Origin of the sequence: Streptomyces sp. NRRL S-378, assembly GCF_000720645.1 — a bacterium.
In the GTDB taxonomy this organism is placed as follows: Bacteria; Actinomycetota; Actinomycetes; order Streptomycetales; family Streptomycetaceae; genus Streptomyces.
This window is the reverse complement of the sequence record NZ_JOBX01000012.1, coordinates 105,386-119,779: the sequence shown is the minus strand read 5'-3', so window position 1 is coordinate 119,779 and position 14,394 is coordinate 105,386. Positions and strand designations below refer to the sequence as shown.

The 14,394-nt window shown below is 73.4% G+C and carries 15 protein-coding genes; 2 read left to right on the top strand and 13 right to left on the bottom strand.

Annotation, left to right across the window (positions count from 1 at the left end; translation table 11 throughout):
- Nucleotides 1-43: 43 nt before the first annotated feature.
- Both IH80_RS0111895 and IH80_RS0111890 read right to left on the bottom strand, forming a co-directional pair.
- The gene (locus IH80_RS0111895; protein ID WP_030959913.1) at nucleotides 44-448 is read right to left on the bottom strand and encodes a cofilin family protein; all 405 of its coding nucleotides are present in this window, start codon (nucleotides 446-448) and stop codon (nucleotides 44-46) included.
- Nucleotides 449-503: 55 nt separating this feature from the next.
- Entirely contained in the window at nucleotides 504-779 is a 276-nt protein-coding gene (locus IH80_RS0111890; RefSeq protein WP_030959912.1) for an isoamylase early set domain-containing protein, read from the bottom strand.
- A gap of 271 nt (nucleotides 780-1,050) precedes the next feature.
- On the opposite strand from IH80_RS0111890, the gene IH80_RS0111885 reads away from it, so the two are divergent.
- The gene (locus IH80_RS0111885; RefSeq protein WP_234432208.1) at nucleotides 1,051-1,596 is read left to right on the top strand and encodes a hypothetical protein; all 546 of its coding nucleotides are present in this window, start codon (nucleotides 1,051-1,053) and stop codon (nucleotides 1,594-1,596) included.
- Between the two features lie 55 nt (nucleotides 1,597-1,651).
- On the opposite strand, the gene IH80_RS0111880 is transcribed toward IH80_RS0111885, so the two are convergent.
- The 3 genes from IH80_RS0111880 to IH80_RS0111870 all read right to left on the bottom strand — a co-directional run bounded on the left by IH80_RS0111880 (nucleotide 1,652) and on the right by IH80_RS0111870 (nucleotide 4,174).
- Nucleotides 1,652-2,188, bottom strand: a complete 537-nt coding sequence (locus IH80_RS0111880; protein ID WP_030959910.1) for an SRPBCC family protein — start codon at nucleotides 2,186-2,188, stop codon at nucleotides 1,652-1,654.
- Nucleotides 2,189-2,272: 84 nt separating this feature from the next.
- Complete coding sequence (locus IH80_RS0111875; protein WP_030959909.1) at nucleotides 2,273-3,556, bottom strand: ClC family H(+)/Cl(-) exchange transporter; 1,284 nt, start codon at nucleotides 3,554-3,556, stop codon at nucleotides 2,273-2,275.
- 3 nt (nucleotides 3,557-3,559) lie between these two features.
- Nucleotides 3,560-4,174, bottom strand: a complete 615-nt coding sequence (locus tag IH80_RS0111870) for a dihydrofolate reductase family protein (protein ID WP_030959908.1) — start codon at nucleotides 4,172-4,174, stop codon at nucleotides 3,560-3,562.
- Between the two features lie 520 nt (nucleotides 4,175-4,694).
- Here IH80_RS0111870 and IH80_RS0111865 point away from each other — a divergent pair.
- Complete coding sequence (locus IH80_RS0111865) at nucleotides 4,695-6,842, top strand: MMPL family transporter (protein WP_420708774.1); 2,148 nt, start codon at nucleotides 4,695-4,697, stop codon at nucleotides 6,840-6,842.
- On the opposite strand, the gene IH80_RS0111860 is transcribed toward IH80_RS0111865, so the two are convergent.
- From IH80_RS0111860 to IH80_RS0111825, 8 genes are all read right to left on the bottom strand, one after another.
- On the bottom strand, nucleotides 6,843-7,607 hold the full coding sequence (locus tag IH80_RS0111860; RefSeq protein ID WP_420708773.1) for an alpha/beta hydrolase: 765 nt from the start codon (nucleotides 7,605-7,607) through the stop codon (nucleotides 6,843-6,845).
- The gene (locus IH80_RS0111855; protein ID WP_030959903.1) at nucleotides 7,604-8,437 is read right to left on the bottom strand and encodes a DUF1295 domain-containing protein; all 834 of its coding nucleotides are present in this window, start codon (nucleotides 8,435-8,437) and stop codon (nucleotides 7,604-7,606) included. The genes IH80_RS0111860 and IH80_RS0111855 overlap by 4 nt, the downstream gene beginning before the upstream one ends.
- 61 nt (nucleotides 8,438-8,498) lie before the next feature.
- The gene (locus tag IH80_RS0111850; RefSeq protein WP_078906458.1) at nucleotides 8,499-9,809 is read right to left on the bottom strand and encodes an SAM-dependent methyltransferase; all 1,311 of its coding nucleotides are present in this window, start codon (nucleotides 9,807-9,809) and stop codon (nucleotides 8,499-8,501) included.
- On the bottom strand, nucleotides 9,806-10,555 hold the full coding sequence (locus tag IH80_RS0111845; RefSeq protein ID WP_030959900.1) for a DUF1365 family protein: 750 nt from the start codon (nucleotides 10,553-10,555) through the stop codon (nucleotides 9,806-9,808). Before IH80_RS0111845 ends, IH80_RS0111850 begins: the two co-directional genes overlap by 4 nt.
- Nucleotides 10,549-11,814 (bottom strand): NAD(P)/FAD-dependent oxidoreductase, encoded by a 1,266-nt coding sequence (locus tag IH80_RS0111840; protein ID WP_030959899.1) that lies wholly within the window; start codon nucleotides 11,812-11,814, stop codon nucleotides 10,549-10,551. The genes IH80_RS0111845 and IH80_RS0111840 overlap by 7 nt, the downstream gene beginning before the upstream one ends.
- A gap of 140 nt (nucleotides 11,815-11,954) precedes the next feature.
- Entirely contained in the window at nucleotides 11,955-12,707 is a 753-nt protein-coding gene (locus tag IH80_RS0111835; RefSeq protein WP_030959898.1) for an anti-sigma factor, read from the bottom strand.
- A complete protein-coding gene (gene sigK, locus IH80_RS0111830; RefSeq protein ID WP_030959896.1) occupies nucleotides 12,704-13,306 on the bottom strand; it encodes an ECF RNA polymerase sigma factor SigK in 603 nt (200 codons plus the stop codon). Before sigK ends, IH80_RS0111835 begins: the two co-directional genes overlap by 4 nt.
- Before the next feature lie 465 nt (nucleotides 13,307-13,771).
- Nucleotides 13,772-14,239 (bottom strand): hypothetical protein, encoded by a 468-nt coding sequence (locus IH80_RS0111825; RefSeq protein ID WP_051809137.1) that lies wholly within the window; start codon nucleotides 14,237-14,239, stop codon nucleotides 13,772-13,774.
- Nucleotides 14,240-14,394: the final 155 nt, after the last annotated feature.

The window sequence follows — 14,394 nt, the reverse complement described above, 5'->3', positions numbered from 1 at the left end:
ATGCCATGGCGAGGGCCGACGCGGCCCAGCCGCAGTCCGGGACTCAGCCGGCCAGGGCGACCAGCCTTCGGTACGCCAGTTGGTCCGCGCGCCTGGCGGTGAGGTGGACGTGGATGTCGGAGAGCTGCTCCTTCAGGGCGGAGAAGCCGGCCGCGTAGGCCTCCTCCAGCTCACCGGCCGTCGGCGGCATCCAGAAGACCAGCAGGAGCTCGTTCCTCCGGGTGCCTTGCGGGCTGGCGAAGGACAGCTCGTGGACGACCAGCCGGGGCTCGTCGGAGGGGAGTGCCTGCACCAGCTCGTCATGGGTCAGGTTGCCCTCCAACTCCGGTACCAGGGCGGCGTCCGGGGAGTCCGCCCGGCGGAGGACCACGGTGTTGATCTCCCGCAGCTCCCTCAGGTGCCGGACGGCGGCGAGGCCGTCCTCCGACAGGCCGATCGGGCTGCTCACTGGATCACACCCCTTGGTGCTGGTCGGGTCGGGACGCCGCCGGGAGCGTCCGCCGTCAGGTGTGGACGCGGCTGTTGGCGCCGTCGTGGGCGTCGGCGTGCTCGTCGTCGAACCAGTAGTCGCCGGCGGCGAGGTAGCGGAACGAGTGGGCACTGCGGGCGGGCAGCGCGACGGTTGCGGCGCGGGTGCCGTCGCCCCGGGACTCCAGGGGGTGCGCGGCGGGATTCCATTGGTTGAAGTCCCCCACGACGCTGACCGGTCCGTCCGGAGTTCCCTCGGGGAGGATGAAGGTGACCTGCGTACGGCCCTTGACCTGCTTGCGTTCGAGCACTGAATGACTCCAGCCGTGGAGGAACGGGGAACCGGCCCGTGCATCCTCACGCCGACGCCCGTGCGGTGCGGCCGTACCGGGCCGCGCAGCGGACAGAAGTCACCCGGGTGGCCGTCCGGCGGGCTCCGGGCGGCCGCGGCGGCACCTGCGACGGCCGTGGCACGCGTGGCTGGATCGAACGGCTGTGCTCGGTGCTGGATCGGGGTAGGAGCTGTGTGCCGCGGCACGAGGCCGAACGCGCGGCACCAGGCGTACGGTTCGGGGAGGAACTGTGGCACTGCTCGATCAACTGCCTGCGCTCGTAGGCGTCGTGGTCGGTTCGCTCGGCTCCTACGCCGTGCAGACGCTGACCGAGCGCCGGCGGTGGACGCGGCAACGCCAGGAGCGGTGGGACGAGAAGCGCTTCGAGACGTACGGCCGTTACGCCAACGCGCTCAAGGCACAGCTGCGGATCACCCAACGCATCGGCGCCTCCCTCGGCTACTCGGACGTGGTCGATCCGCTGGCGCCGGCCGAAGGCCTGCCCCTGCTCGCGGACGCGGAGTCCCACCGCGCGACGGAGTGGGAGGCCGTCCTCCTCGTGGGGGACGCGGCGACGGTCGCGGCGGCGCGGCGCTGGCACGAGACGATCTGGACCATTCAGCTGCTGATACGGGAGGACGCGGTCGACGGCGAGATGTGGACCAGGGCGCACCGGCTGGCGAGTCAGGCGCGCGACGCCTTCTACGAGAGTGCGCGGCGCGACCTCGGCATCGAAGGGGCGCCCCCGCCCCCGGGACAGTGGCCGCGCGAGTGGCGGGCCGAGCTGTCCGGGTGAGCGCGCTCCGACCGTGCGGGGCGGTCCGCCGTCCGGCGGACCGGTCCCGCTCGCGTCACTGGGAGTCGGCCGAGCCGGGTGCGGTGGTGGGGTGGGCTTCCAGTTGCGCCTTCAGGTTGCGCAGGGTGGTCCGGATGTTCTTCCGCTGGAACTCGGCGAAGGTGTGCCCCTTCGTCGCGATCCGGTCGAACGCGTTGGCCACCGGGTCGGGCCAGGCGCGGCGGTCGTCGGTCCACGTCTCCGTCACCTCGGTGCCCCCGGGCACGGCGGAGAAACGGTACTCCCAGGTGGCGATCGGGCCGCGCAGCCACGGGCGGCGCAGTCCTATGGCGTGGACCTTGAACCGGAAGACCTCACCCGGGTCGGCGGCCGTCACCGTGCATCGGGTGGTCCAGCGGAACGGACCGCGCTTGTTGTGGCCGTCGAACACCATCCCAATCCGGGTCGCCGTGCCGGGTCCCTCGGCCGGTGTCGCGCCCAGGTTCTCCGGGCTCCAACGGCCCATGAGGGCGGGGTCGGAGACGTGCTCGTAGACCGTCGACGGGTCGGCCGCGACGACGACGGTGTCATGGACGCTGAACGTGCGGGGCATGGGGCTCCCTCCTAGGAGCACGACGGTAGCGGCCGCCGCCCCGCTCCCTACCTGCGCCCCCTCCGCGGGCAGGCCCGGCGCGCCTCAGGCGCGTTCCAGCATCCGGCGCCGCAGGGTGCCGTAGACGGGTTCGCTCCCCAGCCGGTCGGCCGTCACGGCCGCCGCGAAGCAGGCGGTCAGCAGGGGCAGCAGCAGCACACCGGCTCCGGTCATCTCCGTCACCAGGACGATGCCCGTGAGCGGTGCCCGCACCACGCCGGTGAAGACCGCGGCCATCCCCACCACGGCGAACGCTGCCGGACCCGCCGCGCCGGCCGGCAGCAGCGGGGAGACGAGCGCATGGGTGAGCGTCCCCCACAGGGCCCCCAGGGCCAGCAGCGGAGCGAACAGCCCGCCCGGTACCGCGGCCGCATAGCTGAGCGGTCCGGCCACGAACCGTACGGCGAGGCAGACCACCAGTGCCGCGACGGCCGGGCTCCCGCCCGCCAGCAACTGCTCGCTCAGCTGGTCGCCGCCGCCCGTCAGGAGCGGGTCGAAGGCCATCAGCCCGCCGACCAGGGCCCCGATGACGGCCGCCCGGACGACGAGGGGCACCCGGGTCAGCCGGTCGCACGCCTCCAGGGTCCCCACGACCAGCGTGTTGTACGCGGCGCCCAGCACCCCGGCGGTCACCCCGTACAAGAGGAAGACCGGCAGCATCCACAGCGGTGGGGCGGGGACGGCCGGCACGGGAAGGACGAGTGCGTCTCCCACGACGAGTTCGGAAGCGGCCACCGCGGTGACGGTGCCGATGAGCGTCAGCAGGACCAGTCGGGGCCGCACCGTGCCGGTCACCTCCTCGCAGACGAACAGCAGCCCGCCCAGCGGGGCGGTGAACGCCACCGCCAGGCCCGCCCCGCCGAGCGCGGTGTGCAGCAGCCGCTTGTCCTCGGCGTCCAGCCGGCTGCGCCGGCCGGCCCCGGACCCGATCGCAGCACCCATGTGGACGATCGGGCCCTCCCTTCCCAGCACCAGACCCGAGCCGATGGCGACGAGACCGCCCACGAACTTCGCCGGCAGCAGCCGGGCCGGGCGGGCCACGGACTCCTGCCGCCACACGGCTTCCACGTGCTGGATCCCGCTGCCCGCGGCGTGCGGGACCCGCAGGGCGATCACACAGGCCAGGGCGGCGCCCGACGCGGTGAGGACCACGGGGACCAGACGGCCCGCCCAGCCCATCCCCCCGGCGGCCTCCAGAACGGAAGCGCGCAGCAGGTCGGCGTGTTCCAGGCACCACCGGAATCCCCCGCCGACCAGCCCGACCAGACACCCCGCGAGGGCCGCGGCCACGAAGGCCCGGCCGCGCGTCCACCTCCGTCCGGAGGACATCCCTCAGTGCTGCGGGAGGTGGGTCTTGGCGTCGTCGTACGTCGCCTCGCCGGGGGCGGCGGCCACGGCGTAGACGAGGTTCAGCACACCGGTGGTGAAGGTCTCGGCGGACACCAGCTCCAGCGGGACCGGGGTCGGGGCCTCCTCGAAGAGGCGCATGCCGCCGCGCACGGCGATCGGGTGGACCAGGAGGTTCAGTTCGCCCAGGACTCCCGCGGCCACCAACTGGCGCACCACGGAGACCGAGCCGCTGATCCAGACGGGCGCGTCCGTGTCCGGCGCCTCCTTCAGCGCGGTGACCCCTGCGACGAGGCCGCCGCGCAGTTGTTCGGAGTTGCGCCAGGTGAGGTCGAGCGGGCTGTTCGAGACCACGATCTTGCGGGCGTCGCCCAGCACCTTCGCGAACGGTGCGTCCTCGCCGCCCGCCGCCTCGCGTCCCGGCCAGGCGGCCGCGAAGCTGTCGTACGTCCTGCGCCCGAGCAGCAGGGTGTCGGCCCGGCCGAGGGTGCTGTCGACGGCGGCCCCCATCTCCTCGTCGAAGTAGGGGAAGTGCCATTGATCGGGTGCCTCGACGACACCGTCGAGCGAGATGAACAGCTGCGCCTTGATCTTCCGCATGGCCGGTCTCCGGGAGCTGGGGGTCGGTACGTCCGCGTACGGGCCCATCCAAAGGCACGCGATGACGGGTACCCGGGGCATTCACCCGTACGGCGGCTGCGTCGCCCGTTCCGGACTGCGCCGATACGGCGGCTCCCTCCGTCTGACCTTCCTTGGCAGTGCGACGCCCGGTCCGAGCGTGGCGGACCCCGTTGCGGACGCGGGAACCGGCGGAGGACGAACGCGTCCGCCACACGCCCGGGGAGGCCGGTGACACGGCTCGCACGACCGGGGCCGCCCGGCCGGTCGCCACCCACGTCGGACGCTCCCTCCCCCGGAGCAGGCGGTGCGCCGGGCCGCGACCCGCTCCGCCGGACCCGTCGACCATGCCGCGCCGGGCCGACGTTCCCGGTGGGGCGGGCCTGCGGCGATTCGTACGGAGGACTGCAACCCGATCGGGTTCTGCACCGGAAGTGGGGGCGAGGGGCCGCAGCCGCCGGGCCCTCGGCAGGGATGCTCTCCAGCGTCCGACCCACCCATCATGGCCAAGGGATTCGCTTTGAGAAACGCACCGCGCTGGGCCCGCTGGATCGTTCCGCTCGTACTGCTGCTCGTCTGGCTCGGCATCGGAGGGACGCTCGGACCGTACGCGGGGAAGCTGGGCGAGGTCGCCACGAACGACCAGGCGGCCTTCCTGCCGCGCAGCGCCGAATCGACGAAGGTCCTCGAGGCCCGGAAGGCGTTCGAGGGGGCGCAGTCCGTCCCGGCCGTCGTGGTGTGGACGGCGAACGGCGCTCCGGTGACCGCCGGGCAGCAGGAGGCTGCCGCGCGGGCCGTCGGGGACCTCGCCGGCCGGCCGGGGATCACCGCCCCGCCCTCACCGGCCGTCGTGTCCGCCGACGGGCTCGCCGTCCAGTCCGTCGTGCCGCTCGCACCCGACCTGGGCGAGGAACTGCCTGCGGTCCTGGACGAGGTGCGGGAGGCCGCGCAGCGGGTGCCGGGCACCTCGGTCGGGATCGCCGGCCCGGCGGCCACCCAGGCGGACCTGTCCGACGCGTTCTCGGGCATCGACGGGTTGTTGGTGGGGGTGGCCCTCGGGGCGGTGCTGCTGATCCTGTTGCTGGTCTACCGCAGCGTGCTGCTGCCCCTGGTGATCATCGTGAGTGCGGTGTTCGCGCTGGGCCTGGCCTGCGCGGTGGTCTACGCGCTGGCCGACCGGGGTGCCGTCCGCGTGGACGGGCAGGTGCAGGGGATCCTGTCGATCCTGGTGATCGGGGCCTCGACCGACTACGCCCTGCTCGTCGCGGCGCGCTTCCGTGAGGAGCTCGCGGTACGGGGCGACCGGGCCGACGCGGCGCTGACCGCAGTGCGCCGGTCGGCCGGGGCGGTGACCGCCAGTGCGGCGACCGTGGCCCTGGGGCTGCTGGCGCTGCTGGCGAGCGATCTGACGAACAACCGGGCGCTCGGGCCGGTCGGCGCGATCGGGATCGTGTGCGCGGTGCTGAGTTCCCTGACCTTCCTGCCCGCCGTCCTGGTCCTGCTGGGCCGCACCGCCTACTGGCCCGCCGTGCCCGGGCCGGCCGACGCCGACGGCTCGGCCGAGGGGCACCGGGTGTGGCGCCGTGTCGCGGGCCTGATCGACCGGTCGCCGCGACGCGTGTGGGTGTCCACCTCCGTGCTGCTGGTGGTGCTGGCCGGCTTCTCCCCCGCGCTGTCGTCCAAGGGCGTGCCGCTGGACGAGATCTTCGTCAATGACGCGCCCTCGGTCGGCGCCCAGCAGACCCTAGCCCGGCACTTCCCCGGCGGCTCGGGCAATCCGGCCGTCGTCATCGCGGCCGCCGGCCGGGCCGCGGAGGTGCGGGCGGCGGCGGAGGGCACGGACGGCGTGGCCACGGTCGTGCCCGTCACCGCGGGTGGTGGCCGGCCGGGCACGGGCACCCCGCTGGTCGTGGACGGGCGCGTCAGGCTGGACGCCACGCTGGAGGCGGCGGCCGACAGCGATGACGCGAAGCGGGCGGTGCAGGAGCTGCGGGAGCGCGTGCACGCGGTGGCCGGGGCGGACGCGTTGGTCGGGGGGTACACGGCCCAGCAGTTCGACACCCAGCAGACCTCGGCCCGCGACCGCACCCTGATCGTCCCCGTCGTGCTCGGCATCATCCTGCTGATCCTCGTCGCGCTCCTGCGTTCCGTGCTGGTACCCGTCCTGCTGGTGGCGACGGTCGCGCTGAACTTCCTCGCGACGCTGGGAGTGTCCGCGCTGGTCTTCGAACACCTGCTGGGCTTCAGTGGGACGGACGCGTCCGTACCGCTCTACGGGTTCGTGTTCCTGGTCGCGCTCGGCGTCGACTACAACATCTTCCTGATGTCCCGCGTACGCGAGGAGAGCCTGGCCCTGGGCACCCGCGAGGGTGTGCTGCGGGGTCTCGTCACCACGGGCGGGGTCATCACCTCCGCCGGTGTCGTCCTCGCCGCGACCTTCGCCGCCCTGATGGTGATCCCACTGGCGTTCCTCGTCCAGATCGCCTTCATCGTCGCCTTCGGCGTCCTGCTGGACACCCTCGTCGTCCGTTCCCTGCTGGTACCGGCCCTCGTCATCGACATCGGTCCTCGCGCCTGGTGGCCCGGTGCGCTGAGCCGGACGGGTACGGGATCCGCCCCGCTGACCGTGCCGGGGGGACGGGCGCGGTGATCACCCCTGCTGCCACGGCGTCCCGGTGGTGATCGGGTCGGTGTCCGCGAGGCCGGCGAGGGCCGCGGGGAACGGGGCCAGCCCGAGGAGCGCCGCGGTGGCTCCGGCGGTGATCCGGTGCCACAGGTTGGCATCGCCGATCATGGCGTGGCCGCCGCGGGGCATCCTGATCCCGTGGACCCGTGCTTCGGCCTTCCGGGCGCGCGTGAGGTAGGACCAGGTGTCCGCCGCCCGGGTGACGCGGTCGTTCTCGTCGTGGAGGGCGACGATCGCGCGGGCGCGCAGATGGGCGGTGGGTTCGCCCGGGGGGCACCAGGGGGCGAGCGCGACGACTCCTCGGACCTGCGGGTCGTCGGCGGCGCGCAGGGCGGCGCGGCCGCCCATGGAGTGCCCGACGAGCACGACGGGGACCGGTCCTGCGACGGCGCGGAGTTCGTCCAGGGCGCGGCGGGTGTCGGCGACGGGATGGGCGTGCCGGCCGTTCCAGCCGCGGTGGCGGTAGCGGACGTGGGCGACGAGTACGTCGGGGTGGGCGGTGGCGCGCGTGAGGGCCGTCGCGAAGGGCCGCATGCGCAGGCCGGGAAGGTTCAGCCGGGTCGGCGGTCGCAGGGCGTCCACCCGGCCGCCGTGCAGGAGCAGGACCGCGGCGGACGCCCCTGGCGACAGCCGGTGGCCCGGGGCGGGCGTCAGGGCCTGGTCGGGCCGTTCCCGGTCCGCGTCGCCGCCTCGGTCGTCGGCGGTCTCCGGTGACGGCTGCTGGTTCACGTCTCATCTCCTGCGTTGCGGGGGTGACGGGGCGGGCGAGGTGGGCGGGGGAGGAATCCGCTGGTGCGGGCGGCGTACTCGGCGTAGCCGGGACGGCCGGCCATGTGCTTCTCCAGCAGGCGTTTGCCGCTGCCGACGGTCAGCAGTGCCGTCATGACGACCGGGGAGACCAGGCTCAGGAGGGCCGACGACGGGCTCGTGCAGGCGAGCAGGTAGAGACCCCACCATACGAGGCTGTCGCCGAAGTAGTTGGGGTGGCGGGTCCAGCTCCACAGGCCCCGGTCCATGATGCGGCCCCGGTTGGCCGGGTCCTCCTTGAACCGGGCCAGCTGGTGGTCGCCCACGGCCTCGAAGCCGAGTCCCGCGGCCCACACGATCAGCCCGACCACGCCGAGGAAGCCCACCGGGCCGGCCGCGTACGAGGCCACCTGGACGGGCAGGGAGATCAGCCAGACCAGCGCGGCCTGGAGGAGGTAGACGGTGCGCAGCGCGTACCACGTCCGGTTGCCCCGTGCCTTGTCCAGGAGCGCGGTGTAGCGCGGGTCCTCCCCGTGGCCGCGGGAGCGCCATGCGATGTGCGCGGACAGCCGCAGTCCCCACAGGACGGTCGCCGCGGCGACCAGCAGCCGTCTCTCGGGGTCTCCGTGCCCGGCGGACAGCAGGTAGGTGGTGGCGGCCACGGCGCTGAAGGCGGCGCCCCAGGCGATGTCGACGACGCGGTGCAGGCGCAGGCGGGTGCCGGCGGCGAACGCCGCGAGGAGCACGGCCGCCGCGATGGCCGCGCAGACCGCGAGGTTGGTGCCGAGGGCGCCCCAGGCCGTGCCGTTCACGACCGCTCCCCCGTCGGGTTCCGGGCGCCAGCGGCCGGGACGGGGGCGTGCCCGGCCGGGCTCATCGCGGGCTCCTCTCGGTGAGGACGATCTGGCGGACGTCGAGGTAGCGGGAGCGGAATCCGGCTTCCGAATAGGCCAGGTAGAACTCCCAGAGCCGCTGGAAGACGGTGTCGAAGCCGAGGTCGGTGACGGTCTGCCGGTTCGCGGTGAAGCGTTCCCGCCACAGGCGCAGCGTGTGGGCGTAGTGCTCGGCGAACCCGAGGTCGGACTCGGTGCGCAGGCCGGCCGCCGCCGCGTGCTCGGTGATGGCGCGGCGGGAGGGGATCACACCGCCGGGGAAGACGTACTTGCTGATCCACGTGTGGGTGGCGGCGGTGTTCAGCATCTGCCGGTGTCCCATGGTGATCGACTGGAGGGCGATGCGCCCGCCGGGGCGGAGCGCCGCGCGCAGGGTGGCGAAGTAGGAGGGCCAGTACTCGGCGCCGACGGCCTCGATCATCTCGACGCTGACGACGGCGTCGTAGCGGCCCTCGACGTCGCGGTAGTCGCACAGCCGGATGTCGACGCGGTCTCCGAGGCCGACGGCGTGGATCCGGGCCCGGGCGAGTTCTGCCTGTTCGGTGGAGAGGGTGAGGGTGGTGACGCGGGCTCCGCGGGCGGCGGCGCGCAGCGCGAGTTCTCCCCAGCCGGTGCCGATCTCCAGCAGTTCGGTGCCGTCCGTGACGTGCGCGAGGTCGAGAAGGCGGTCGATCTTGCGGTGCTGGGCGGCGGGGAGGTCCTCGAACCGGGCGGGGAAGCCGGTGAAGACGGCGGCGGAGTACGTGAGGGTCGGATCGAGGAAGGAGGCGAACAGGTCGTTGGACAGGTCGTAGTGGCGGTGGATGTTCTCGCGTGCGCCGCGCCGGGTGTTGCGGTCACGGCCGGGCCGGGCGGTGACCCACAGCGGTCGCAGGCCGCGCAGCGGGGCGGGGACCAGGTCGTCGACGTGCGTGGCGAGGACGGTCAGGAGACCGGGCAGGTCGTCGCTGTCCCATTCGCCGGCCATGTAGGACTCCCCGAAGCCGATGAGGCCGTGGCTGCCGATGCGCCGGAAGAAGGCGTCGGGGTCGTGGAGGGTGAGGTCCGGACGCCGTGCCGGTCCGGTGGCGCGTCCGGTGCCGGTTCCCCTGCCGGTGCCGGTGCGCACGTCCAGCGGGAGCTGCCTCAGGGCCCGGCCGACCAGGTGTGCGGCGACGGCCGTCCGGACCTGGCCGCCCGCCGGGAGCCGGGCCACGTCGGGCCAGCGTGCGGGGTCAGCCCGCTGCGGGGGCCCGGCCTGAGGGGCGGGCAGCCGTGCCTGGTGGTCGGACGTGGTGGCCGGGTGGGTCACGGGACCATTCCCTTCTGCGGTGTGTGCCGGGGGCGGGGCTGTACGGGCAGACCGCGCAGGAGCAGGCGGATGCCGTGGGAGCGGATCCCCGCCCAGACGGCGGCGGTCGACCAGGGCCTGCGGGCGGCTGCCCGCAGGAGGGCGCGGGCCGTGGCGGGACGGGCGCGTCCCCGTACGGTGGCGGTGAACGGCCGCCCGGCCTCGGTGTCGAGGTGCACGGTGAGGTCGAGGCGTTCCCCGGGCAGGGGCAGCCGCATCCGGTAGTGGCCTTCGACGGGGAAGAACGGAGAGACGTAGAACCGCTTCTCGGCCCTCGCCCGGCCGCCCGCGTCCGGGTGCAGGAGGTAGCAGTGCCGCTGCCCGTAGGTGTTGTGGACCTCCGCGACGACGCAGACCAGGGATCCGGACGCGTCGTGGCACCAGTAGACGCTGAGGGGGTTGAAGACGAAGCCGAAGACGCGGGCGTGGGCGAGCATCACCACGCGTCCGCCTTCGATGTCGATGTCGCGGGAGGCGAGGAACTCCTCCAGGCCGGCCCGGATCGTGGGGGCGCGGCCCGCGAAGTGGTCCCGCGGGTCGAACCGGGCGAGCGGGCGCAGCGGGCGGGGCAGGACCGGAAGCCGGTCGAGGTCCACGCACCACAGGTAGGTGCGGTGCCGGACGTCGTGCCGCAGCGGCGCGGTGCGGGTGTGGACGACAAGGCACTCGTACAGCGCGGCGGCGGGCGCCGCTTCCCCGGTCACCAGCGCACCCCGAGGGAGCGGGCGGCTGCCGCGCCGGAGCGGCAGCCGTCCTCGTGGAAGCCCCAGCCGTGCCATGCTCCGGCGTAGGCGGTCACGGCGGTGTTCAGGCGCGGCAGTTCCTTCTGTGCGGCGACCGAGGCGGGCGTGTAGACGGGGTGTTCGTAGTGCATCCGGCGCACCACCCGGCCCGGGTCCACACGGTCGTCTGCGCCCAGGGTCACCACGTAGTCGGCGCCGTCGGGCAGGTTCTGCAGGCGGCGCATGTCGTAGCTGACGCGGACCGACTCGGTGGAGGGGTCGCAGGCCGGGAGGTGGTAGTTCCAGCAGGCGCGGGCGTGGGGCGAGCGGGGCAGGAGGCCGGTGTCGGTGTGCAGGACCGTGGGGTTGGGCTCGTACGTGAACGCGCCCAGGAGCCGCCGTTCGTCCGGGGTGGGGTCGGCGAGCATGCGCAGGGCCTGGTCGGGGTGGGTGGCGATCACGACGGCGTCGTAGCCGTCGGTGGCGCCGTTCTCGGTGGTTATCCAGGCGCCGGAGCCGCGTGCGGCACGGTGGACGGTCTGCACGGGGCTGGAGGTACGGACCCGGTGGACGCTCTTGGCCGCGGCCTCGACGTAGGCGGCGGAGCCTCCGGTGACGGTCTTCCACTGCGGGGAGCCCGTGACCGACAGGAGGCCGTGGTGCTGGAGGAAGGTGAACAGGTGGGCGGCCGGGTAGGACAGCGCGGTGCGTGCGGGACACGACCACACCGCGGAGACCAGCGGGAGGGCGAAGTGGCTGACGAAGTACGGGGAGAACCGGCCTTCCCGGAGGAAGTCGCCCAGGGTGACGTGGTGGGAGGGCGGGTCTGCGAGCAGCCGCCGGGCCTTGCGGTGGAAGAGCGGTACCTGCGCGAGCAGGGCCAGGTAGCGTCCCCGCAGCGCCGCCCGGCCGGTGAAGAGGCCGGCCGGGCCGCGGGCGCCCGCGTACTCCAGGCCGCAGCCGTCGCACCGTACCGACATGCTCATCTCGGCGTCCTGGGTGGAGATCCCCAGCTCCCGGAAGAGCCGCAGCAGGTTCGGATAGGTGCGTTCGTTGTGCACGATGAAGCCCGAGTCCACACCCATGGGCCGCCCGTCCGGGCCGGTGAGCTCATGGGTGTGGGCATGGCCGCCGAGGCGGCCTTCGGCCTCGTAGAGGGTGACCTCGTACGAGCGCGCCAGGACGTGGGCGGCCGTCAGGCCTGCGATCCCGGCGCCGATCACCGCTGCTTTCCGGTGTTCCACCTCAGCACTCCCGCCGTTCGACGCGCCGCTGGGTGCGGTCGCTCACCCGTATTCGCAGCGGACGGGCGGGCGGATGGGTGCGGATGCGTCGTGACCGTGGAACGGCGGGTCGCAGGGGGTGCCGAGGCGGACGGGCGTCGTCAGGTGGGCAGGGCCATCAGGAGCAGAGGGGCGGTGGTGGGACGGCGGGAGCCTCCTGCGGGTTCGAGCGTGAGTCCTACGGCCCCGGCGTCGGCGGTGTCCCCGTCGAGGAGGACCGTACCGTCCTGGCGGATGAACCCGGCCGGACGCATGGTGCCGTCGTGGTCGAGCCACAGCTGGTACGTCATGCCCGCCGCGGGGGCGGGCAGCCCGGCGGCGGTGAAGACGGCCCTGTTCTGCCGCTCCGAGGCGACGACGGTGGTGAGCGCTCCGTTGCTGGCCCTGCCGTGCGCCGCGCGGGCGTCGGGCGCGGCCAGGACGGCGCTGACGTCGTCGAGGCGCCGTTCGGCCCGGAGCGCCCGCTGCTGGTACTGCTCGCTCTGCTGGTTCTGCCAGACGGCCAGTCCGGCCAACGACGCGGCCGCCACCACGCTGGCGGCCAGCGCGAGGGGTACGGCGCGACGCCGCAGCGCGCGGCCGGCGCCGGTCGGCTGCGTGGTGTCGGGGACGCGCGGGGGCAGTTGACGTACGCCGTCGACGGCGGCCATGACGTGCTGCTTCATCTGGGGCGGCGGGTTCTGCGCCGCGGCGTCCGCCAGACGCGCGGCGGTGGCCTCGAACTCGGCCACCTCCTCGCGGCACGCCTGGCACTGCGGCAGGTGGTCGCCGAACGCCTGCCGCTCGGCGGGGTCCAGGGCGTTGAGGGCGTAGGCGGCGGCAAGGGTGTGGAGGTCGGAGTGGTGTTGCTTCATGTGGTCACCCCCATGCAGTCGCGGAGCCGGATCAGCCCGTCGCGCATGCGTGTCTTGATGGTCGGCAGCGGTGTGCGCAGGGCTTCGGCGACCTCACGGTAGGTCAGGCCACGGTAGTAGGCCAGGGTCACGGCCTGGCGCTGAAGTTCGGTCAGGCCGCGCATGCAGCGGCGTACTTGTTCGCTCTCCAGGCGGGTCTCGACCTGCTCGGAGACCTCGTCGAACGCCGTCTGGTGCTCGTGGGCGGCCCGGGCCTGTTCCCGGTCGGCGGACGCCTGGGCGGAGCGGACGCGGTCGACGGCCCGCCGGTGGGCGATGGTCGCCGCCCACGCGGTGACGCTGCCGGCGTCGGACCGGTAGCGGGCGGCCTGCCGCCACAGGTCGATCATCACCTCCTGTGCGACCTCCTCCGACTGGGACCGGTCGCGTACGACCCTGATCACGATCCCGAAGACCATGGGTGCGAGGGCGTCGTAGAGGAGCGAGAAGGCCTGTTTGTCGCCGCGGGCGACCTCGGCCATGACCTCGGCGAGGTCACTGCGGCCGGCGTGACTCGCCCGGCCGGTACGACCGGGCCCGAACGGGAGTGGTTGGTTCACCGGGCGGGCTCCGGCTGCGGGCGCGTGTGCGGCTGTGACTGCGGCGACAAGGGGGATGGGCGGCCTGGGGCGGCCGGCCGGGGGCGGGGTGTCCATCGCATGGGGGTCCGAGTCCTTGTCCTGGGAGCGGGGCCGTGTGGTGTGTCCAAGACCTCTTCGTAGCGGACGTGCGTGCGGATGGCCGGACTTTTGGCAATCGGAGCAATTCAGCGTGTCGACGCAGGTGGGGCGGTGGCGTGCGGACAGCCCGCGGGGTGGACTGCGATCAGCCACGCCGCCATGCGGCGGGCTTCCCGGGCGGTCTGCCGCCCTGGCGGGAGGGGGTGGTGAACGGTTGACGGCCGCGTGCGGGGTGCAGTGGCGAGTGCGGCGTCCAGGACGAGGCCTGGTTCCTGATCGTGGTGGGTGGACCGGCGGGGGTTGCGGGGCACGGGCCCCGGACCCCCCGCCGCGCCCGGGTCGGCGCTACCACTTGTCGTGGCAGTTCCAATGCCCGGGAACCCAGTGGTTCACCGAGTGGCCGGGCACCCAGTGCTGCTTCCAGTAGCCCTTGCTCCACCAGCCGTCGTGCCAGTTGCCGTGGTGGTCGCGGTAACCGTGGTGCCAGCTGCCCGGGTGCCACGTGCGTTCCCAGTGGCCCTTGCTCCACTTGTCGGGCGCCCAGTGGCCCTTGACCCAGGTGCACCGATCGTGGTCACGGCGGTCCCAGCGGTTCCAGCCGTCGTGGCGGTCCCATCGGTTCCAGCGGTCCTGGCGGTTGTCCCGGTCACGGTCGTGATCACGGTCGCCGGTGAGCGCAGAGGGCACCGTCGACGGCGTCGCCGTCGGGGCGGCGCTCGCCGTAGCGGACAGGCCCAGCAGCGAGCCACCGGCCAGCAGCCCGGCGGATGCGACTCCGACGACCAGACGCTTCATGTGCGGCGAAGCGGTCATCGGGCTCACCTCCTCCCTTTCGTCTGGTTCATCAAGCATTGGGCTTCTTCTGCTCCTTCACCATCTGGAGCGTCACCACGGATTCGTGACGAGCGGGGTGAAGGATGGGCAAGAGAGTCAAAGCGTCATATCTCCTCCCTTCGGAGTGCGTGCGG